The organism is Virgibacillus pantothenticus (assembly GCF_018075365.1).
In the GTDB taxonomy this organism is placed as follows: domain Bacteria; phylum Bacillota; class Bacilli; order Bacillales; family Amphibacillaceae; genus Virgibacillus; species Virgibacillus pantothenticus.
This window is the reverse complement of record NZ_CP073011.1, coordinates 1,832,369-1,854,871: the sequence shown is the minus strand read 5'-3', so window position 1 is coordinate 1,854,871 and position 22,503 is coordinate 1,832,369. Positions and strand designations below refer to the sequence as shown.

The following is a 22,503-nucleotide window of genomic DNA, read 5'->3' as shown; positions in this document are numbered from 1 at the left end:
ACAGATTATAAATAAAATCTGTTCTACCCGGGGGAGCAGTTCACTATACGTTTACCTGTTTTGTTTTTTTCATTCGCTTTTTCCCTTCTCGGCACAATTCTAATAGCGGGCATTCAGGACAGTTTGGATTTCTCGCTTTACAATGATAGCGACCAAAAAAAATCATGCGATGATGTGTATCACTCCACTCCTCTTTGGGAACTTTTCGCATTAATGTTTCTTCTACTTCAGTTACCGAATCCTTCCATCTGCAAATACCTAGGCGTTTGGCAACGCGCTCCACATGTGTATCAACTGCAATTGCAGGTTCGCCAAAGGCGACAGATGCAACTACATTAGCTGTCTTTCTGCCTACTCCAGCAAGCTTCATCAGTTCTGTTTTTGACTGTGGGACGACACCACCATAATCTTCTATAAGCATGGAGCAAAGCTTGCGAATATTTTTTGCCTTATTTCGGTACAATCCAATTGATTTAATATCTTCCTGAAGCTCTTCTAACGGTACGGCTAAGTAATCTTCAGGTGTTTTGTATTTTTGAAATAACGTACTCGTTACTTTATTAACTAAGTTATCTGTGCATTGTGCAGATAGTAATACAGCAATGACCAGCTCAAATGAGTTTTCATGAGTTAACTCACATTGTGCGTTAGGAAACATTTTTTTCATTTCATCCAAGCAAAAGCGGATTTGCTTTTTGGTCAGCATTTGACTAATCCTCCCCCTCTAACCAATTATAATAAAAAGACGTATCCCGGGGTTTTTCTGGAGGTCCAGACGAACCGGAAGTATTTTGTCGGGCATGAAATTGTTTACTAGAGATTCTTGCTTGTTCCACCGTATGGATGCCTTTTTTCTTCCATTCCCGCAATATACGATCAATATATTTAAAGTTAAGTTTTCCCATTAAGACAGACTCACGTAAGGCTGCTTTTATTAAAGCTGGTGCAATGCAATCTTGGTCAAGCCACGCATTGATGGTTTCAATTTCAAATGGTGATAATGGCCGTCCAAATTCTTGCTCAAATAAGATAAAGATCGTCCCTTCCGATGTTTCTGGATTCTGCTGGGTATTCTCTTCAGGCTGAAACAACTTATCCCATAAAGCATTTAAACAATATGCTTCGGTTAGCTTGCCTCCTTGCTCCTCCTGCTGCACAATGGTAAGCATTCCTTTTTGTACAAGACCCCGTAATAACAATGCACATTCTTGCTCCTTCATCGTTACATACGCAGACAATTGATCCGGGGTAGGAAAATCAATTCCTTCCTGAATAAATCGTTGTAACTGTAATAACAGCATAACTTCTTTTTCATTCAGTCCTAATGACACATAGGAGGTTAATAGTTCGTTCGGGATTTGTATTTGCTTTAATAAAAGCTGCTGTATGGAAAATGATTGCTTATGCATCATGAACACCTCCTTGTCGTCGTTTAGAAAGTAAACTTTCTTTATTTTTAAATGGATAAAGTGAATCTTTAATCAGTGTGGGGTTCACTCATCCCCCACGGCTTGTTAGTACCGTAATGGTATCTTACGAAATAAGGCATTTAGGCGCTGTTATCTCCCGCTTAAACTTTGTTTGCATTACAAGATTATCCACACCTGAAGTGGGAGGCTTACAGCACTTTATATGCGGGATAAATGAATCCCTTGCTTAAGCTAGCAAGGGATGGATTCTTCTAGTTTAGATGAGAGCATGCATACGATCCAATTGAATCAGCTGCTCACTTCAACCATTATTACGGATAGAGACGATTTAATAGACGTGGGAATGGGATGGTTTCACGAACATGATCGACCCCAGCGATCCAGGCTACGGTTCTTTCCAGACCTAGACCAAAACCTGAATGCGGCACACTACCGTATTTTCTTAGTTCCAAATACCATTGGTATGCTTCACCAGTCAAGCCATGTTCTTCATACCGTTGTTCCATCAGCTCCAAGTCATCAATTCGCTGTGAGCCACCAATTATTTCTCCATACCCTTCAGGCGCGATTAGATCTGCGCATAGCACAACATCTTCTCTTTCTGGGTGTGGCTTCATATAGAATGCTTTAATCCCTGTCGGATAGTTAGTGATAAATACCGGCTTGTCAAAGCTCTCAGCAATTGCTGTCTCATGTGGAGCCCCAAAATCTTCTCCCCATTCTATGTCTGTAAAGCCTTTTTCTTTTAATAACTCAATTGCTTCATCATAGGTTATCCGAGGAAATGGTGCTTGTACTTTTTCCAAACTGGAGATATCTCGGTCTAATGCTTGTAATTCCAGTTTGCAATTTTTTAGTACACTTTGCACAACAAAGCTTACGTAATTTTCCTGGATTTCAAGGCTTTCCTCGTGCTCTACAAAAGCCATTTCGGGTTCAATCATCCAAAATTCGATTAAATGTCTTCTTGTTTTCGATTTTTCTGCACGAAATGTTGGTCCGAAAGAAAACACTTTTCCAAAAGCCATTGCTGCTGCTTCCATATACAATTGTCCACTTTGAGATAAATAAGCTTCTTCATCGAAATACTTTGTATGGAATAATTCTGTCGTTCCTTCTGCTGATGACCCGGTTAAAATTGGTGGATCAATTTTAACATAGCCGTTGTCGTTAAAAAATTGATATGTTGCACGAATGATTTCATTTCTTATTTTCATCACTGCATGCTGACGTTTAGATCGTAACCATAAATGGCGGTGATCCATTAAAAATTCCGTCCCATGCTCCTTTGGCGTAATTGGGTAATCATGTGCTTCATGAATTAATTCGATGTCACTTACTTGCAGCTCATAACCAAAAGGCGAGCGTGCATCTTCAACGATTTTTCCAGTGATATACATCGATGATTCTTGGGTTATATTTTTTGCTAATTGGAATGTTTCTTCACTCACATCATTTTTTACAACCACACCTTGAATAAATCCTGTTCCATCACGCAGTTGCAAAAAAGCGATTTTTCCGCTTGAACGTTTATTTGTCAGCCAAGCGCCGATTTTTACAGTTTGTTCATGATAGTTTGGCGCTTGTGATATTGTCGTTGTTTTCAAAAGAAATTCCTCCTAAACCTATTGGTGCTTTAAAATAAATTGTTTGATTCGTTTTGCTGCTTCTTCAAGTGCTTCCATGGATGTAGCGTAGGATAAACGTACATTATTTGGTGCTCCAAATCCAGATCCCGGAATAAGGGCTACTTTTTCTTCTTCCAATAATGCCTTTGCCCAATCATCTACATTTGCAAAACCATTATTATGTACAGCTTCTTTCACGTTCGGGAATAAATAAAAGGCTCCCTCTGGTTTAAGGCAGGTAACACCTGGTAAGTCATTTAAAAGTTGGTATAATTTTTCCAAGCGCTCTGAAAAGACGCCCTTCATTTCCTCATTAAACGACCCATCCATTTGATACGCAGCTAATGCAGCATACTGAGCAATGGAAGTCGGGTTCGAGGTTGAATGTGAAGCCAGACTTGTCATTGCTTTAATAATTTCAACTGGACCAGCAGCATAGCCAATTCTCCATCCGGTCATGGAATGAGATTTAGAAACACCGTTAATAATGATCGTTTGTGCTTTTAATTCTGGTGATAATTGAGCTATGGATACGTGATCCTCTCCAGAATAAATCAATTTTTCATAAATCTCATCTGATACAATCAACACATCGTGCTTTACACAAATATCTCCTAATTGTTTCAGTTCTGTCTTATTATACATCATGCCAGTAGGGTTACTAGGTGAATTAATAATAATCGCTTTCGTCTTTTCTGTAATCGCTGCTTCTAGCTCTTGAGGTGTTAGTTTAAAATCATTTTCCTCCTTTGCAGGAACAAAAACAGGAGTTCCACCAGCAAGCTTTACTTGCTCAGGATAACTAACCCAATAAGGGGTAGGGATAATCACCTCATCGTCTTCGTTTAATAAAACTTGAAATAGCGTATATAATGCGTGCTTTGCACCTGTTGTAACAATGATTTGATCGTTCGTATAATCAAGCAGATTATCGGTTTTAAATTTATCTACGATCGCTTGTTTTAATTCAACGATCCCTCCGGACGGTGTATATTTTGTCATCCCTTGGTTCATCGCCTTTTCTGCAGCACGTAGAATCGGTTCTGGCGTATTAAAGTCCGGCTCCCCTGCTCCTAAAGCGATCACATCATGTCCTTGTTGCTTTAATTCTTTTGCTTTTGCTGTAATGGCTAGTGTTGACGATGGTGTTAATGTCTTTACCCTGTTTGCTAATTCCACTTCATATCACCCTTCTATTTAAACATACTTTTGAAACGCAATTGTTCATATCGTGAACCGTCATACATATCCAGATAATCGAAAACATATCGCTTGGAGGAATCGACATAAGTAAGTTCCCATAACTCGTTTCCATCCACCAGTGCAGGAGTAATTCGTACTAATTCGCATTGATCGCATTCCTGTTTCCAGGTATTCTTAATTTCTGATTTACTCAAAATTTCGGATTGATCTACCGTTATGAGCTTTTTTTCTTTCCCTTTTAATGGATAAAAGATAAGCTTATTTTGTCCATCTTCATCTTTTCCATATACAACATGGTAAGCTTCTTTGCCATAAAATGTCTCTACTTTGTCAATCTCGGTTAACGATTCAGCTTTTAATAGCTGTTGCTTTGTTTCTTCATATCCTGCTGTTTTACTATCCAGCAAATCATTATATAAGAAAATCAAATAGATACTGCAAGAAACGAACAAAAGGAAGCTGATAAAAACAGTCCACCTTATCCACTTAGGACCGGTAAATAGTAAAGATTGCTTGTTCTTCATCTTTATCATCCAATGCTAAACCAAATATTAGGTTTTGTTCTTTTAATGTTTTGTTACACAGATCGACAATTTTATACAACTCGGAAGAATAACAGAGCTGGACCGTAGCCAATGTCGTTAATTCATTTTCCATTTTTTGCCCTCCTATGATAAAGTGAAACTTCATTTAGTAGGTGTTCCTGCTGAATATTAGTACAGCAAGAGTATGACTGAATCGGACATTTAGGTACCGTTATCCCCCACTTAGGCCCGTTCTACAGTACCTTTAACTATTTAAGTGGGAGTTATACGACACCTTACATGTGGGATAAAGTTTCTTGTTTTATCAACTTCTGTTAGACATAACATGTCCATTACCGTAAATACTACATATATGCTGAAGATAAATAACAATAACTTAAGCATAATTATAGTATAACAAGCTTCTGAGCAAATGTGTTTTGTTTTTTATTTATTTCAGCAAATATTTATCAAACCCACACCACTTCACTCGTAACTGATGCTGTTTTATAGCATCAGTTTTTTTAAAAAGATAAGAAACCACCATGGCTCGCCTAGAGCGCGAGCCACCATCTATGATGAAAAATTTTGCTTTATAATGTTTAGATTTTTTTGAAATACTACCTAAAATAAATAAGTTACATAATGGTAAATAGCGTTTTTTTCATACAAAAGTATAAAATGAGGTGCTTGTGGTTAACGAAATAAACGAATAGCCACGTCCGGCGCATGAGTCCAGCAACGATGCGACTTCAGAAATGCGCCCTACGATAAGGCATCATCGGTTCGTCATAAAGAGGAAGGCCGACTAAAAACGGGCTTGCCGCTCAGGCGTCGGCATACCCCTGTTTTTTTAGTGGCATGATTCCTTTATCTTTAGTTGATTCGTTCCATTCGCTACGTTGCTAAACGGGCGCCCCGCGCCTTTGTTCAAACTGTCCATATTTTCCTTATCAAAACCATTTTTCAGCTTTTTCCATTAAATTATGCGTCGTATCAAATAATAACGGTACCTCAGGAATAGATCGGACAAAATATTTCCCATACCTTGCTGTTACAATTCGTGAGTCACAAATAAACACAATACCTCGATCACTACTGGAACGAATTAATCTGCCGAAACCTTGTTTGAAACGAATAACAGCGTTAGGTAATGAATATTCCATAAATGGATTCTTCCCTTGTTCCTTTAAAAAATTTGATTTTGCTTCAAGGACAGGATGATCAGGAGGCTGAAATGGGAGACGAACAATTACAAGGCATGATAGATCTTCGCCCGGGATGTCCACACCTTCCCAAAATGAACTTGTACCCAAAAGGATGGCTTGATCAAATGTCTGGAAATTTTTCTTTAAACGCTCTCTACTTCCACTTGAAATCCCCTGTGCAATGAGTGCATACGTATCATTTTCCATTAGTTCTTTTAATAAGGAATGCGAACGTCGTAGCATATCATACGATGTAAATAATACAAGCATCCGCCCGTTTGTAATTGCCGCTAACGATAAGATAGCATCACAGGTTGCATAGATAAAATCATCTGTCTGACCAAATTTTATATTAGGGAAATCATTTGGTACCATTAATTGTACTTGATCAGCATAAGAAAACGGCGAGGCAATCTGCTTGGTTATTGTCTGTTCATGCTGTAAACCTAATCTGTCCATAATGAACCGAAATGAATGCTCCATCGTTAACGTAGCGCTTGTTAAAATAACACTCTCTTTAACAGAAAAAAAACCGTCCATTAATAAATCAGCTACATCTGTTGGTTCACTATATAAGTAAACAGCGTTCTTAGCTCCATACGTCTCTATCTCCATCCATTTTACTTCCTGCATACTGTTATCGACAAGAAAAAGTTGTTCCAATTGGTCAATAAATGTTTGCAGTCGTTCTGTTCCGGCAAGAAGTTTCTCTTTATCCTCATGAAGAAATTGTTCTTGTTGCAAATCTGCTTCGATCATCGTTAAACCGTGAATTAAATCTCGTAAATAGAAGATTAACCTGGCAACCATTTCTTTAATGACAGCCCACTTTTTTGGATCTTCCTTTGTCTGTTCAAAACGATATTGCGTTCTACCAATATCGCTATATGATTTATCCCGTTTACGCTGATCAACAACATATTGGAACAAGTAACGAAACAGATCATCGGTTTCATAGCGAGCATCATCAATCAGTGTATCCCATGTAGTTTTCGTCTTCTGAGAAAGACCAGATGTGTAATGAGACAAAACAGTATGGATAAGTTTCTGCTCGTCTGTTCTCCCTAATTGGTTCAATGTAAAATGCATATGCATATAATCCAGTTTTAAGCCATAATGCTTCGAAACCGTAGCCTCAAAATGATGGGCCTCGTCAATAATTGCCCGATCATAAACAGGTAAAAGCACAGAAGGATGAAACATATCTGTACATAATAATGCATGATTTGTGATGACAATATGTGCTTGCTGTGCCCGTCTTTTTGCGTGCTGATAATGTGATCTGAAAAACCAAGGCGAGGACGGATCAACGCCTTCTTCCATGTCTGCAGAAATCCGACGGAAAAACCAATAGCCACTAGAAGGTAGCTGGATTTCATCAATATCGCCTGTCTCTGTCTCCGTTAACCAAACTAAAATCATGGCAATGGTTAAAGCAATGTCGTAGTTGCTTTGTTGAGGCTCCAATAACTCCTGCTGCAATTTTTCCAGACTAATGTAATGTGCTTTCCCTTTTAGAAGTGCAACATGAAAGGAAAAAGGGATCAACTGACGAATTAACGGAATTTCTGCTTCCAGTAGTTGGGATTGTAATTGTGTTGTGTATGTACTAATGACAACACGCTTATCTTTACAAACTGCATCATATATGGCTGGAATAAGATAGGCAAGCGACTTTCCAGTTCCTGTTTCTGCTTCAATTAAAGCGTGTTGCTTCATTTGAAAAGCATCAAAAATAATTTCGGACATCTCTCGCTGTCCAGCACGTTTTTCATACTTTTGCATTGCTTTTTCCAAACTACCATTTGCTTCGTAAATGGAATCTAAATAATCGCCAAAAGAAAGGTTTATAGTGCAACTATCTAGTTCACCAATATTTATACGTCGATAAGCAAGCCCTTGATATGTAGCAATTTCATGGTTTTCCTCTGCAAATAAATTTTGCTCCCTATAATAAGCGAACAACTCATATGCATCTGATTGTAACCATTTTTCCACTTGTAATAATTGATCAATTGTTTCATATGGTAACGAGGCAAGTTTTTCTTTCAGCTTTAAAAATAATTTTGCCGTAACAAACGCATCTGAAAGTGCGCGATGTGGTTGGTCATGTTGAATTTGTAAATATTCTGTTAGCTGATTCAACTTAAAGCTCGGTGCACTAGGAAATAAAATTCTTGCTAATTCGACCGTATCGAGTACTGGATTGGTTAGTTTTATTCGATTACTATTAGCTAATTCTTCATTTAAAAACCCTAGATCAAATGGAACATTATGTGCGATCAAATAACTATCTGCGAACAACGCCGAAATCTCATCAGCAATCTCTTCAAATGATGGTGCATCCATAACATCGTCATCAGAAATACCTGTTAAATTTGTGATAAAGGGAGGAATTTCTTTGTTAGGATGCAGTAAGGTGGAATAGCTGTCTACAATCGTATCTTGTTCAATAACAACAATGCCTACTTCGATAATTTTATCTGTTTTGGCTGGAGCATTTCCAGTCGTCTCTAGGTCGATCACAACATATCGTTGCATGTTAGCCCCTCCCTTCTTCAAAAACTAAAAACTTTAAGACATTACTCAAAAAGTACTTCCGAAATATACATCTGATTTCTTGGGTTTTTTTCTTTGTTGCTGAAACACACCCTTTAAAATGTTTTACTTTATTAGTAAGGAGGCTATTCTTCATTTCAATCTGCTTTATGGAACCAGTCAATTTCTCCAGAATATAATCGTTCTACACTTCCATTGTCATTTTTTATTAATAGTGCACCATCATCAGCCAATCCATAAAAAACAGCTTGGCGATGTCGGTCTAATTGGCGGATCGTTATACGCTCCCCCATTTTAAACCCATAAGCTTCCCACTTTGTTTTAACAGCTAAAAAGCCTTGTTGCATATACGTATCATAAAGGATCTCAAAATGCTTTAAAAAATGTTGCATAATTTGCTTGATCGACCATTGTTTTCCGGTTTCGATTTGTAAGGAAGTTGCTCTTTGTTGTACTTCCTCCGGCCAATCTTTACTTTCCTGATTAATATTTAAACCGACACCAATAATAACATATTGGATTTGATCTTGTTCCGCTTGCAACTCCGTTAAGATCCCTGCACATTTTTTCTCATTGTCAAACAGGATATCGTTCGGCCATTTAATGCTTGGTGTTAACCCTGTAAGCTCTTCAATGGTTTCAGCTAGCGCTACAGCTGTTAATAACGTTAACTGTGGCGCGAGATAAGGAGGCAAAGACGGTTGTAAGATCATACTCATCCACATACCATCGCCTTTTTTTGAATGCCAATCCCGGTTCATTCTACCTCTGCCTGAAGTCTGTTCATCAGCAATAACAATCGTTCCATGTCCTTTATGTTCCTTAGCAGCATTGTGCGCAATAATTTGTGTGGAACTGGTCACTTCACGGTGAATGACATTTTTACCAAGCCACTTCGTTTCTAATCCCCAGCGGACGGTGTTTTCAGATATCTTTTCCGGATAACTGACAATTCGATAACCTCGCTTAGATTTTGCTTCTATTTCATATCCGTCTTTCTCCAATTCCTTCATATGCTTCCAAATAGCACTTCGAGAAATATTTAATTCCTCAGATAGCGCTTGTCCAGATATATAATCTTCCTTATTTTTTGCAAGTAATTGAATTAATTGATTGCGGGTGGATTGCATCTTATCCATTCCTTTATCGTGTAATAATCATTAGGTAACTGACCTGCTACAATTTGTTGCTCAAGTCTATGGAGCAGTTGCTCAATCCAGGGACCTTTTTTATAACGAGGAAATAAAGCAACAATGTCTCTTCCGTTCATTTGCATATCCGTTCTTGATTGAATCGGTAGTGTTTGCTCGATTTGTACTAACTGTTCTAAAGAAATATCTTGTTCGGAACATAAGCAATTTACCAGCCTAATAAAACCATTATATAGCGATTCTGGCAATTGATAGACGAGCCAAGGTGTTAAGCCGTTTGTTTGTAATTCATCCAGCTGCCTGATAAGAACAGAAGCAGCATTTTTATGCTTATTGGAGCATTTCCAAGCTTTTACCCATGTCGATAGGGCAATCGTTCGATCTAGAAAGTGAAATAGGACAAGCACTTCGTGAAAGTAAGGCAAAGGCTGAATCTTTTTGGGTAACTGTTGAATTAAAGACGGAGCTTTTTCAAATACAGGTAAGTGCTGATAAATATTCAAATCAACTACATAAGCTAACCCTTGTTGAACAAAGTCTCCAGCAAATAATTTCGCAAACTCTTTCGTTATCCGTTCCACCGCCAGCCCTTTCATTTCATGCTTCACTTTTAGAATATGTTCAATAGTAGTGGGATGAATGGTGAACCCAAGTTGACTGCTAAAGCGGAGTGCCCGAATGATTCGTAACGGATCTTCCCTAAACCGTTCCTCGCCATTTCCTACTGTTTTAATCACCCGATGATTTAAGTCATGTCTTCCATTAAACAGATCAATGATATTCCCTTCTAGATCCATAGCAAGAGCGTTAATGGTAAAATCTCTTCTTTCTAAATCCTTGTCAATACTCTGGACATAGGTCACGGCGTCTGGATGGCGTTGATCAGAGTAGGTTCCATCAACCCGAAAGGTAGTTACTTCATATGATTCACCTTCATGGCGAATGATTACCGTTCCATGTTCAATCCCTACTGGAATGACCGCAGGAAACATATTCTGTAATGCATCTGGTTTTGCCGATGTTGCAATATCTATATCACCAATGGGACGATGAAGCAAAAAGTCTCTCACGCAGCCTCCTACAAAATAGACGCTATATCCATGAGCTGCGATTTTTTCCAATATCGGTTGTGCTTTACGAAAAGGTTTTGCTAACACGTTTATCACCAATCTCTATGGGGTAGAAAGCAACTGATCATATAATTGCTCGTATTGCTCTACAATATGAGTCGAGTGAAAATGATCCTTCACCCTTTTTATAGCGTGGTTGGAAAAGCTTTTCCATAACTCACGATCTGTCAATAATTGAATAGCATACGAAGCAGCTTGCTCAATCGCTGCTAAATCAACAAGAAACCCTGTCTTTTCATGGTCAATTACTTCTGGTATCCCACCAACGTTTGTGCCGATACACGGGACGCCACATGCCATTGCTTCCAATAAGACAAGACCAAAACTTTCTTTTTCTGATAGCAATAATTTTAAATCGCTAATTCGCAATAAATCATTAACGTTTTTTTGTTTGCCTAAAAATAACACGTTTTGCTCGATTCCTAAATCTTGTACTAGCTCCATGGCGGTACCGCATTCTGGGCCATCCCCGATAAGCAATAACTTACTATCTGTTTGCTTATGAATAAGATCAAACGTACGAATTATATCTGGGAGCCGCTTTACCTTGCGAAAATTAGAAATATGAGCGATAACTTTTTCTGTCGGTTTAATCCCATATTGCTCTTTAATCGATAATAATGGTTTTGGATAATACTCCTGTTCATTAACAAAGTTATAGATAACATGTATATTTTGCTTTACGTTTAGCATCTGTTTCGTATGAGCTGCTAAATGGTTCGATACCGCTGTCACTGCATCTGATTGATGAATAGCATGTGTAATCATATTTTTAAAAATATCATCAATTGCTAACACAGTAATATCTGTTCCATGCAACGTTGTCACAATCTTCACCTTATGATCTGCAATGTCTCTTGCTAATAGGGCACTGATGGCATGTGGCATAGCGTAGTGGACATGTAATATGTCCAATTTTTCTCGGTTAATCACCTCAGCCATTTTTGCAGCTAATGCAAGATCATATGGTGGGTATTGAAACACGGGATAATGACTTAACTCAACTTCATGAAAAAAAATTCTTGGATGAATATGATTTAACCGAAACGGCAAGCTAGAAGTTATAAAGTGAACTTCATTGCCTCTTTCAGCAAGTAACATTCCGAGTTCGGTTGCAATAACTCCTGATCCGCCTACACTAGGATAGCAGGTAATTCCAATTTTTTTCATGCTTGCTTTTCCTGTTCCTTCTTCAGTTTGACAATTTCCCGCCATTGAAAATCCCCTTTTTCTAGTCCGCGAATAAAAATTTCCGAGGCAGCAATATTGGTTGCGAGCGGTATATGATAAACGTCACACAGACGCATTAAAGCACTAATATCAGGTTCATGAGGTTGGGCAGTTAATGGATCGCGAAAAAAAATCACCATATCCATTTCATCATTTGCAATCATGGCCCCAATTTGCTGGTCGCCACCTAACGGACCTGATTGGAATAAATGAACGTCAAGACCTGTTGCTTCACGAATCCTACTTCCTGTTGTTCCTGTAGCATATAAATCATGATCTTTTAAAATATATTGATAAGCCGTTGTAAAATTAACCATATCTTGCTTCTTTTTATCATGAGCAATTAAAGCAATATTCATCGAATTCCCCCACTTTTATAAAATTGTTTCTAACCCGTATATTAAACCTTTTATTTCCATTACTCTATTGACACAGAGTTTAATTCCGTCCATAAAGGAAGCCCGGTTCATGGAATCATGTTTAATGGTTAAGGTTTGTCCAGGGCTGCCAAAAATAACCTCCTGATGTGCAACTAAGCCTGGAAGGCGAACGCTATGAAGCTTGATGCCATCTAGATCAGCACCTCTTGCTCCGGGGATAGTCTCTTTCTCTTCTGGATGACCTTGTTTTTTCGATTGACGGTTTTCTCTAATTAGTTCCGCAGTTTTAATAGCTGTTCCAGAAGGGGCATCTAATTTTTGATCATGGTGCTTTTCAATAATATCTACATCTGGGAAGTAAGTAGCCGCCATTTTAGCAAATTTCATCATTAATACTGCTCCAACTGCAAAATTGGGGATAATCATACATCCAACATTTTGTTGTTGTGCAAACGCATCTACTTCTTTTAACTGCGTTTCCGTAAATCCTGTCGTACCTACTACAGGGCGAACTTTATGCTCAAGGGCTGTTTTTGTATGCTTATAGCCTGCTGCAGGCACTGATAATTCAATAAGGACATCTGTGTTTTTATGGTTTTGAAAGCATGCCTGAGCGTCCTCATAGATCGGAATTGCACGGTCCACTTCTGGAAGAATAGTGTCTAATGTTTTACCATTATTTTTATGATCAATGCAGGCGACCAAGCGGAAATCCGGCTCATTCATTACCATTTTTACTGCTTCAGAGCCCATTTTTCCTCTGGGGCCAGCAATTACAATATTAATTGTCATACATTACTCTCCTCTTTTTATGTAGATGGATCTTTTTTTGTCCAGCGATTCTTGTCTCTCGTTTCAATTTTAGTAATTGCTGTATGAAAAGCATCGGATAAATCAATATCCAATGAATTAGCAAAGCATGTGAGGACAAAAATAATATCGCCAAGTTCTTCTTCCATTGTTTTTTCTTTTTCCGTTTCCTTTTTAGGCTTTTCACCATAATAATGATTAACTTCTCTAGCTAATTCACCAGTTTCTTCCGTTAAACGGGCCATTAAGCTTAAAGGAGAAAAATATCCTTCTTTAAATTGCCCGATATAGCGATCTACTCGTTCCTGAATTTCTTGTGTCGTATATATTGGATTTGTCATCAATCTCTTCCTTTTCCTCATCTATATCAATACTTTCATGTTAGCGAATCCATAGCCTTTTGACAAATGATTTATTTCGTAGAGCTTCTCCGTTTGTGCTGTCTTGTTATTCAAATTGGACAAATTGCTTCGCCTGCTATACATTTCATTTTTTCACTATGGTTTCTTTACTAGTAATATGTGTTTATTATACGTTAAATGTAAATGTATTGGAAGTTCAAGAGTAATCGCCGAAGCTCACAAAAATGGCTCGAAGTTCACAAATTTTTTACTAAAGTTCATAAATTTGACCAGCTTTATCGTTACCTGTTTTAGCTTCTCATATGATAATGGAAGCCATTTTATTCACTTGGACCTGCTAAAAAAAGTGAATCATCCATCAGTGGAGGTTTTCATTCATCCTCTACTGATTGTTAGTACGGTAATGGTATGAACTAAAGGCCTCTTGCGAAATAGGGCATTTAGGTGCTGTGAAATCTCCCACTTAGACTTGTTGCAGTACAAGTTTATCCAACCTAAAGCGGGAGTCTTACAGTACCTTATATGCGGAAGAAAAATGTACACACAGCGGCGATTTTTGAAACAGCCTTATGCATTCTTTGAACTTTAGATTGGGTAAACATATGTAACTGCACATTTCGGTTACAATAACAGATATTCTCACACCATCTTCAATGGATAAAATAAATTAAGCCTAATTAAACAACTATTTTACTTTGTGAATAATTTATATATACTAAAAGAAGCTAATTGTTGAGGTGATTAGACTATTGCTGTGAACCATTGTCATATTGAAGGAGGGAAATCTTTTTTGTTTCATTTACACATTAAAAATATCTTATTTATACTATTAGGCGCGGTAATATTTTCTTTTGGAATCGTTCATTTTAATATGCAACATAATTTAGGCGAAGGTGGATTTACCGGGATAACTTTGCTGTTATATTTTTTATGGCGCTTTGACCCTGCTGTAACAAACATATTACTGAATATCCCTATGTTTTTAATTGGGTGGAGGTTTCTAGGCAGAACTACGTTTATCTATAGCATTATTGGTACTGCCGCTGTGTCTTTATTTTTAAGTATTTTTCAAATCAAACCTTTTGCAATCCACCTAGAGTCAGATATGACGTTAGTAGCGTTATTCGCTGGTATTTTTATCGGTGTGGGATTAGGGATTATCTTTCGGTACGGAGGAACAACTGGCGGCGTCGATATTATTGCCAGACTTGCTAATAAATACATAGGTTGGAGTATGGGGAAGACCATGTTCCTATTTGACTTTTTTGTTATTATAACATCTGTGTTTGCCATTTTAGATTTAAAACAGGGGATGTATACCTTGGTTGCTGTTTATATTGGAGCTAGAGTGATTGATTTTATCCAAGAAGGTGCTTATTCTGCAAAAGGAACCACTATCATTTCTAACCAAAGTGATAAAATTGCCGCAACTATCTTACAGGATATGGATCGTGGCGTCACGGTGTTGGAAGGAAGGGGTAGCTATTCTGGAAACAAGCGCGATGTATTATATTGCGTAGTTGCTAGAAATGAAATTGTCCGCTTGAAAAATATTATTCATTCCATCGACCCGCACGCATTCGTAGCTGTTAGTACGGTTCATGACGTAGCTGGTGAAGGCTTCACACTGGATGAGAATAAAAATCCCATTCGAAGTTGACGAAAATATATCCTCGCAATAATCCAATGGTCTCCAGGTTACATAAAAAGAATGTTCAATCAGTGGTATCTTTTTCTATTCCTACAGATAGTAGGTACTGCAAGAGTCTTATCTAAAGGCCCTTGATCGAATGGGGAATAGGCGCATTATCTTTCAGTTCGACTTTTTATTAAACTCCGCTTTCTTTGAAGTGGGACTTTATTCGGGATAAACAAACCAAATGACTCTTCTTCATCATGAAAATGAAACTAGAGAATTTCATTTTATTACGTTGCGAGGCGCTTGCGCCGGGTGACTAGTCGTTTATTTGTTATCTACAAGCACCTCATTTTATAGTTTTCTATACAACCAAAAAAAGGGTGGCGATACGCCATCCTTTTTTTACAATTAGCTCATTACACTATTCATTACTTGCAGCAAACATCCAAATAAATCGTACTAGTTCTGCTAATGCCACAAGCGCTGCTGCCACATACGTCATAGCAGCTGCATTTAAAACTTTTTTCGTGTCTCGCTCTTCATTATTTCGAATAATTCCTGAGGACACCAACTGTGTCATCGCTCTGTTGGAAGCGTCAAATTCTACAGGTAATGTAACAAGCTGGAACAATACAGCTGCAGCAAACAGAACAATTCCAAGTAAATATAATTGTGTCATGCCAAAAATTATACCAATAAATAGCAAGATCACACCAAAATTGGAACCAAAGTTCGCAGCCGGAACGAGCGCGCTTCGAAAGCGTAGAAATGCGTACTCATCCGCATCCTGAATAGCATGTCCAACTTCGTGCGCCGCAACAGCAGAAGCGGCCATCGAATGTCCATGGTAATTATCGCTGGACAGACGTACTACTTTTTTCCTTGGATCATAATGATCGGAAAGCATCCCTTTAGTTTCCTGTATCGCAACATCGTATAATCCGTTTTCATCAAGAATTCTGCGTGCTACTTGCGCGCCCGTCATATACGAAGAAGTTGGTTTTTTCATATATTTTTTATACGTGTTTTTTACATTTGCACTAGCCCAAATGGGGATGATAAGCAGTAAAGCTACGTAAATTAAGTAACTTCCCAATCCACCAAACATGTTCATTCCTCCTTGTTTATTAAGGTCAATTTTAGTCAAAAATGGCGCATTAGTCAACTGTTTTGTCTTGCTTGTTTTTCTTTTCTCCTCTATATTTTCTCCAACTTACATAAGTTAATGTAATGCCAATACAACCACCTACAATAAGTACAATCCAAATGAATGGAAACAATTGGCCCTTTTGTTCCATTGCTGGTTGCGCTGCCCGATGAACATTTGCTTGGATCGCTTTAGGCGTGAAAGCGATAGCATATATAATTATCCCTATGATCACCCCAAAAGTTAGCACGAACAAATGTCTGTTTTTATTCATAGAGACCACCCCACTTTTTCTTCTTATACTAATGTATGAAGTGGTCAGTCATGATATAACAAAAGAGAAATCCTTATACTCACTTTCGTTCTTGCATTCCAATTGTAAGATAATAAGCTATCGCCACAGAAAGGATGCTGAGCCAAAATGTAAAGTAGCCAATTTCGTACAAATAAGAAGCTAATGATGAATATACAGGCATTTGTTCAAATACATAGTCTATTACATCATTATGGAAGATCCAAACAGCTGCAAAAACGATATGCCTCATACGTAAATGATAGTACGGAGCATAGAGAAGCCCCTGAATCGCCATAGCCCCATGTGAAGCCATTAACATATAGCCTTGCCAACTTAATGATCCCTCTATAACCAAAGTGAGCAAATTCATTACTACTGCCCAAACACCATATTTAAATAATGTAATAATAGCCAAAGCTTCTATGTAAGGAATATGTTTACCAAAGATAAAAAATAATAAGAAAATGGTAAAAAACAAACTGGCGGTAGGACTATCAGGAACAAAAACAAAAAAGATCGGATCGGTATGTGATAATTGTGATTCATACCACATGTAACCATAAATGGTCCCGGCTAAGTTGATTAAGAATAATAAAAATAGGAAACGTTTATCTAACAATATGTATTTAATCAAAATGTTACCCTCTTTTCTAAGCAGCTTTAACACAATAGTACAAATTGATGAATCATTAGAGATCAAATAAAGTGAATCTAACAATCAGTGGGTGTTTTCTTTTATCCCCCACTAATTGTCAGTACCTTAAGGGTATGACCTAATGGTTTCTGAACAGAATCGCCTTTGTTTTGATCCTCTTAGGATTTCCCTCATAGTATGGCAAGACGAGTTTTACTGCCAGTTCCTACGAGCTAAAATGTAAAATAACCGAACTCCAGATTGTTAACCATGTATACACAATTACTGTTCAATCTCTTTCGTTCAACTTATTTCTAAAACTTTCAAAGCCGAAGTTTCTGATTTATTAAATGTTTTTCTAACGACTACAAAGCTCTATTAGTTAAAGAAGCACCTTTACCAGCATCGTGTGGCAAAAGTGCTTCTCTTCTTCGATTATTCTTCTGATTGCTCGTTTACAGATACGATAAAATCAACTAATTGTTCAAGTTCTTCATCTGTACCAGCAAACTGGTCAGGTGGCATGGAGCCAATCCCTTCTTTTGCAATCGTTGCAATTTCTTCGGCGGATTTATCAATACCGATTAATGAAGGTCCAGCTCCACCACCTTGCAAATTATCACCATGACATGATAAACAGCTGTTTTCATAAACGGCGTATCCTGCGTGCTCTGTATCGATCTCTGCCTGTTCACCAGGAGGGATCGGTTTATTAGCTTCTGCTCTGGACTCCCAATCTACATTAGCTGCAGATTCATACGTTAGCCAGATAACAGAAGCTAGGGCAAGAAGCATCATCCCAACAGAGATCGGGCGTTGATGTGGTCTTCTCCCAGGTCCATTGTCTAAAAACGGAGCCAATAATAATGCGCCAAAGGCTATTCCAGGCAATACTAGAATACCCATAAGAATATAGTTTTGACTTGCAAATTCATATTTTAACAGTTCGTACAAGAACAAGAAGTACCAGTCTGGTAATGGAATATATGATGCGTTTGTTGGATCAGCCATTCCCTCCAACGGTGAAGGATGAGCTAATGTTAAACATAAAAATCCAACTAAAAATACCGCACCAACTAACCATTCTTTTAATAAAAAGTTGGGCCAGAAAGCTTCTGTTCTTCCAGGATATTCGGAATAATCCTTAGGTACATTTGGTTTTCTGTCGGTAGTGATACGTGAGTCACCAACAAATTTCATCCCTTTTCCCTTATGCATGCTTTCCCCTCCTTTTTATAATGGTCCAGAAATACCTTGTCTACGAATTAGAATAAAGTGTATTGCCAATAATGCAAAGAGTGCTCCTGGTAAAAAGAACACATGAATAGCGAAGAAACGTGTAAGCGTTTGAGCTCCAACGATGTTTGGATCTCCTGCTAATAACGTTTTCAACTCTTCACCAATAAACGGAACTTGCTGTGCGATTTCCAATCCAACCTGCGTAGCAAAAAATGCTTTGTTGTCCCACGGTAGTAAATAACCGGTAAACCCAAGACCAAGCATAATAAAGAAAATCAATACACCAACAATCCAATTTAGTTCACGTGGTTTTTTATAAGCTCCTTGGAAAAACACTCGTAGTGTATGTAATAATAGCATGACAATAACAACACTAGCGCCCCAATGGTGCATACCACGAACAATTTGTCCATGTGCCACTTCAGTTTGCAAGTAATAAACGGATTTCCAAGCATTTTCGATGTCCGGTACATAATACATGGTTAAGAACATACCAGATAGAATCTGAATTACCACCACAAAAAATGTTAATCCACCAAAGCAATAAACAAAGGCGGAAAAATGATGCGCTGGATTCACATGCTCTGGTACTTCATGATCTGCAATATCCCGCCAGATTGGCGTAATATCTGCACGTTCATCAATCCAATCATAAATTTTCTGTAGCATAAACTATTACGCCCCCTTTCTCGGTACTGCATCACCTAAAAATAAAATACCATCTCTTACTTCTGATTCATAAACATCCAATGGCTGCAAAGGTGGAGTTCCTGGTACGTTTGTTCCATCCTTGTAGTATCGTCCATCATGACATGGGCAAAAAAATTGATCAGGATATTCATCACTTCCTCCCCAGGATACGACACAGCCCAAGTGTTTACAAATTGGAGAAAAGGCTTGGATATCACCATTCTCATCCTTGAAGACCCAAGCAGATCGATTTACTTGCGACTCATACCAGCCATCAACTTGGTCAATCTTCCAATCAATCTTTTGAGGCTCATTAGTGATATCATCAACGGATAAACCGACATTTGCCATGTCTCCCTGCCCCGATTCCTTTAACACTGGATCAACTGCCATTCGCAACATTGGTGCTAGCATTCCTGCTGCCATAAAACCACCAACCCCAGTAAGCGTATAGTTCAAGAACTGTCTACGGGATACTTGCTGCTTTTTATCGCTCATGATTTTCCCCCCCTCTTTTACAATAATCACGGACAATACAGTTATTTCAGATTACTAGGACATAACCATGATAGCGTAAACTATTTGTCCGGTCAATCATTATTCCTTTTTTGCAGATAAACTTTTTGCTCATTATTACCAATAGGATCGAATTAATTCACTCATCTGCTCTACCTGATCACGAATAAATCTATGCATATCAGCAGAATAAAGGTCACCTGACTTCATTCCAGGGAGCCATAACAGTGTTCCAGGAAGAGCCTGCTCATGTTTTTTCCACGCGGCATCTAGCGTAAGAAAAAACACATGCTTAAACGGCTGATGTTGTGCTTCTTCAACCCAAGCACTAACCCGCGAAAGCTCGGCTTCCTTAGCTGTAGTTTTTACATAATAATAAGGTGGTAGTAACATCATACGACCCGTTAGCTCTTTCTCCAATTCATTAACAAGAGCTGTTGTCCATTCCTTTTGAAAAGCATTTACTTCTATGGTGCTATCAATCTGCATCTGAAAAGGAATCAAGGGAATTAAAACCGTATCAATGTATTCTTTTGCTTCTATATATTGTGTCATGTCTGATTTTTTCCATCTCATCTGCTCTGCCCAGCCTTTCTCTTTTCACTTTGCCTATTTTTAATTGATTTATCTAAATCTTATCTATCCTTGCAAAAAAAATCAACCTATTGCTTCAGCAATTTTGGTTGATTCGAAAATGTCTCTTCCAACAATTGAAGGTCTTTCGCTAGTTTTAGAAAAGCTTCTTCATCCATATTATCTAAAGCTTGATCAATTTGCTTATTTAGAGCCTGCTTTTGGAATTCATAACGTGATTGCTCAAGCAATTGTTGTGCTGCTTCTTTATCCTGAGCTGTTATAAAATATTCATCTGGAATAAATGGATTTTCTTCTAATACAGCAATGTATAATGCATTTTGGTATGATTTTTTGAAATTAAGTTGAAGATAAAGGGCTTCTGTTTTATTTAATCGAATATCATGAAACGACTTCTCTGCATCTGTTGTTACGAGTTGATTTTTATAAAAACGAAAAGCTGTTTCACTTGAACATTGACTTGTCATGATGATGCCCCGTGGGCAAAATTTCGCTTCTCTAACAAAATGAAGCTGACTAAGCAACTCCTCATGATTCATTAAATAATTTAAAATCCATACACTTTCTCGTTTTTTCAACTGGTAATGATTTAAAAACCATTGGATAAAGCTTTTTTTATCTTCAACAGATACTGGAGTATGCACCATTTTTCACTCTCCTTTACAACTTCTCCTCTCGGATAATCTGGATCCGTTAAAAACCGAGTCCATTAACAACAGATAAGAAGTTGTTCAATCATATCTAGCTTCTTATCATTCCTCAAGATCTGATTGCTTTAAACGGAACAAAAATTCATTTATTTCATCATCTGTCGGCTGTTGTTCAAGATATGCAGTAAAAACAGGTATCGCCTCTTTGATCCTCCCTTCCTCTGTTAAAAAATAGCCATATTCTTTCAAAAAATCGCTATCATCTTTGAGATTATTATATGCAGCATTATAATGGTTTAATGCATTATTGTATGCTTCCAATTCATTATAAGCTCGGGCCAGTTCCCATTCATACAAAGGATCTTCAGCACCTGTATTTCTTATTTCGATAAGCAGGTCAACAATTCCTTTAAAATCATCCTTATTTTTTAATAGTTCAATTAAAAATAGTACAGCTTCTTTATAGTCAGGATCCATTGCCACAGCTTCCCGAACGTGGGTCTCGCTTGCTTCAACTTTCCCTAGTTGGTGTGCAAGCTTTCCAGCAAGTAAATAAAGATCTTTATTAAATGCATCTGTTTGCAGCCCTTTTTGACATATATCATATGCTTTCTCATACAACCCTTCTTCTTCATAAAGCGAAGCAAGCTGGTAATAAACGGTATGATAATACGTATCTAGCTCCACAACACGTTCCCATGCTTTTCTAGCAATGTCTGACCTACCCGCTTGATAAGCAGTAAAACCATATTTAAACAAGGAGTCTGGGTTTTCGCTATTTTCATCCTGATAATACGTTAAAGCTAACTCAAACTCACCAGCTTCAGCATATGCCTCAGCAAGTCGACCATTAATGGAAACATTCGCTACTTCCTTCATTTTAGGCAAAATATTTTCATAATAGGTGGCGGCTTTAAGATAATCTCCGGTTGAAAAATACAACTCTCCTAAAGCAAAGTCAATAATGGCTTCGTTTGGGTCATAACGCTTAGCCATTAATAATTTTTGTTCAGCTACTTCAAATAGCCCCTGTGCTTGATAAAGATCGGCTAATTGAATTAAGGTCTGCAAATAAGCCGGATCTTCTTCATCGATATCATTAAGAAGCTCAATAGCAGCTTCATCATCTTCCAATTCTGTATAAATATCAGCAAGCGTAACTTTTAATTCCCCTTCAGCAGGAAATTGTTGAATTAATTCTTCGAAAATTGCTTTCGCTTCATGCAGGTAGCCCCATTGCAAATATAGCTCTGCGATCGTATAGCGTTCTTCTTCATTTGCAGTCGGTAAATAGCTCTCTAGTAAGGCGATTGCTTCTTCTGTTTTCTGGGCCTCCATTAAACGAACAGCTTCCATGATTGTTTCCACATTGAACTCCCTTTCTTCACGTTCATCATGGTCTTTATCATAACGGAAAACAAGCAGATGTTCAAAATATACGCATGAAATGGGAGTTCAATCCGCTATGCATTCACGCACTAAAT

General features: G+C 37.9%; 23 protein-coding genes. 1 reads left to right on the top strand and 22 read right to left on the bottom strand.

From position 1 onward, the window contains the following. Positions 1-43: 43 nt before the first annotated feature. The 13 genes from nth to KBP50_RS08730 all read right to left on the bottom strand — a co-directional run bounded on the left by nth (position 44) and on the right by KBP50_RS08730 (position 13,594). Positions 44-706 carry an endonuclease III gene (nth, locus tag KBP50_RS08790; RefSeq protein ID WP_050352918.1) on the bottom strand — a complete coding sequence of 221 codons (663 nt, stop codon included), beginning with the start codon at positions 704-706 and terminating at the stop codon, positions 44-46. 4 nt (positions 707-710) lie between these two features. Beyond that, positions 711-1,409 carry a DnaD domain-containing protein gene (locus KBP50_RS08785; protein ID WP_050352919.1) on the bottom strand — a complete coding sequence of 233 codons (699 nt, stop codon included), beginning with the start codon at positions 1,407-1,409 and terminating at the stop codon, positions 711-713. A gap of 332 nt (positions 1,410-1,741) precedes the next feature. Next, the gene (gene asnS / locus KBP50_RS08780) at positions 1,742-3,037 is read right to left on the bottom strand and encodes an asparagine--tRNA ligase (protein WP_050352920.1); all 1,296 of its coding nucleotides are present in this window, start codon (positions 3,035-3,037) and stop codon (positions 1,742-1,744) included. 18 nt (positions 3,038-3,055) lie between these two features. Next, positions 3,056-4,237, bottom strand: a complete 1,182-nt coding sequence (locus KBP50_RS08775) for a pyridoxal phosphate-dependent aminotransferase (protein WP_050352921.1) — start codon at positions 4,235-4,237, stop codon at positions 3,056-3,058. A 14-nt stretch (positions 4,238-4,251) separates the two neighbouring features. Further along, positions 4,252-4,785 (bottom strand): cell wall elongation regulator TseB-like domain-containing protein, encoded by a 534-nt coding sequence (locus KBP50_RS08770; protein WP_050352922.1) that lies wholly within the window; start codon positions 4,783-4,785, stop codon positions 4,252-4,254. Further along, positions 4,748-4,918: a YpmA family protein gene (locus KBP50_RS08765; protein ID WP_076361884.1), complete on the bottom strand. Its 171-nt coding sequence runs from the start codon at positions 4,916-4,918 to the stop codon at positions 4,748-4,750. The genes KBP50_RS08770 and KBP50_RS08765 overlap by 38 nt, the downstream gene beginning before the upstream one ends. Before the next feature lie 820 nt (positions 4,919-5,738). After that, positions 5,739-8,534, bottom strand: a complete 2,796-nt coding sequence (dinG, locus tag KBP50_RS08760) for an ATP-dependent DNA helicase DinG (RefSeq protein ID WP_050352923.1) — start codon at positions 8,532-8,534, stop codon at positions 5,739-5,741. Between the two features lie 155 nt (positions 8,535-8,689). Then, the gene (locus KBP50_RS08755) at positions 8,690-9,691 is read right to left on the bottom strand and encodes a biotin--[acetyl-CoA-carboxylase] ligase (RefSeq protein WP_309245739.1); all 1,002 of its coding nucleotides are present in this window, start codon (positions 9,689-9,691) and stop codon (positions 8,690-8,692) included. Continuing rightward, the gene (locus tag KBP50_RS08750; RefSeq protein ID WP_050352925.1) at positions 9,658-10,860 is read right to left on the bottom strand and encodes a CCA tRNA nucleotidyltransferase; all 1,203 of its coding nucleotides are present in this window, start codon (positions 10,858-10,860) and stop codon (positions 9,658-9,660) included. Before KBP50_RS08750 ends, KBP50_RS08755 begins: the two co-directional genes overlap by 34 nt. A gap of 15 nt (positions 10,861-10,875) precedes the next feature. After that, positions 10,876-12,003 carry an N-acetyl-alpha-D-glucosaminyl L-malate synthase BshA gene (bshA, locus tag KBP50_RS08745; RefSeq protein WP_050353544.1) on the bottom strand — a complete coding sequence of 376 codons (1,128 nt, stop codon included), beginning with the start codon at positions 12,001-12,003 and terminating at the stop codon, positions 10,876-10,878. Continuing rightward, entirely contained in the window at positions 12,000-12,422 is a 423-nt protein-coding gene (gene mgsA / locus KBP50_RS08740) for a methylglyoxal synthase (protein ID WP_050352926.1), read from the bottom strand. Before mgsA ends, bshA begins: the two co-directional genes overlap by 4 nt. Before the next feature lie 15 nt (positions 12,423-12,437). Beyond that, positions 12,438-13,235, bottom strand: coding sequence for a 4-hydroxy-tetrahydrodipicolinate reductase (gene dapB, locus KBP50_RS08735; RefSeq protein ID WP_050352927.1), 798 nt, complete (start codon positions 13,233-13,235; stop codon positions 12,438-12,440). A 17-nt stretch (positions 13,236-13,252) separates the two neighbouring features. Then, positions 13,253-13,594 (bottom strand): nucleotide pyrophosphohydrolase, encoded by a 342-nt coding sequence (locus KBP50_RS08730; protein ID WP_050352928.1) that lies wholly within the window; start codon positions 13,592-13,594, stop codon positions 13,253-13,255. 811 nt (positions 13,595-14,405) lie between these two features. Between KBP50_RS08730 and KBP50_RS08725 the strand changes: the two genes are divergently transcribed. Further along, on the top strand, positions 14,406-15,275 hold the full coding sequence (locus KBP50_RS08725; RefSeq protein ID WP_050352929.1) for a YitT family protein: 870 nt from the start codon (positions 14,406-14,408) through the stop codon (positions 15,273-15,275). 400 nt (positions 15,276-15,675) lie between these two features. Here the strand turns inward: KBP50_RS08725 and KBP50_RS08720 are convergent, their stop codons facing one another. From KBP50_RS08720 to KBP50_RS08680, 9 genes are all read right to left on the bottom strand, one after another. After that, positions 15,676-16,362, bottom strand: coding sequence for a zinc metallopeptidase (locus KBP50_RS08720; RefSeq protein WP_050352930.1), 687 nt, complete (start codon positions 16,360-16,362; stop codon positions 15,676-15,678). Between the two features lie 49 nt (positions 16,363-16,411). Then, positions 16,412-16,675, bottom strand: coding sequence for a sporulation protein YpjB (locus tag KBP50_RS08715; protein ID WP_050352931.1), 264 nt, complete (start codon positions 16,673-16,675; stop codon positions 16,412-16,414). A gap of 79 nt (positions 16,676-16,754) precedes the next feature. After that, on the bottom strand, positions 16,755-17,330 hold the full coding sequence (gene lhaT, locus KBP50_RS08710; protein ID WP_050352932.1) for a lipoprotein heptaprenylglyceryl N-acetyltransferase LhaT: 576 nt from the start codon (positions 17,328-17,330) through the stop codon (positions 16,755-16,757). A 435-nt stretch (positions 17,331-17,765) separates the two neighbouring features. Then, a complete protein-coding gene (locus tag KBP50_RS08705; RefSeq protein ID WP_050352933.1) occupies positions 17,766-18,548 on the bottom strand; it encodes a menaquinol-cytochrome c reductase cytochrome b/c subunit in 783 nt (260 codons plus the stop codon). Positions 18,549-18,563: 15 nt separating this feature from the next. After that, positions 18,564-19,238: a menaquinol-cytochrome c reductase cytochrome b subunit gene (gene qcrB, locus KBP50_RS08700; protein ID WP_050352934.1), complete on the bottom strand. Its 675-nt coding sequence runs from the start codon at positions 19,236-19,238 to the stop codon at positions 18,564-18,566. 6 nt (positions 19,239-19,244) lie between these two features. Then, positions 19,245-19,757: a QcrA and Rieske domain-containing protein gene (locus KBP50_RS08695; protein ID WP_050352935.1), complete on the bottom strand. Its 513-nt coding sequence runs from the start codon at positions 19,755-19,757 to the stop codon at positions 19,245-19,247. Positions 19,758-19,892: 135 nt separating this feature from the next. Then, a complete protein-coding gene (locus tag KBP50_RS08690; RefSeq protein WP_050352936.1) occupies positions 19,893-20,351 on the bottom strand; it encodes a DUF2487 family protein in 459 nt (152 codons plus the stop codon). Between the two features lie 86 nt (positions 20,352-20,437). Continuing rightward, positions 20,438-21,013, bottom strand: coding sequence for a ReoY family proteolytic degradation factor (locus KBP50_RS08685; protein WP_050353545.1), 576 nt, complete (start codon positions 21,011-21,013; stop codon positions 20,438-20,440). Between the two features lie 108 nt (positions 21,014-21,121). Next, positions 21,122-22,444, bottom strand: a complete 1,323-nt coding sequence (locus tag KBP50_RS08680) for a tetratricopeptide repeat protein (RefSeq protein WP_483409874.1) — start codon at positions 22,442-22,444, stop codon at positions 21,122-21,124. Positions 22,445-22,503 lie beyond the last annotated feature (59 nt).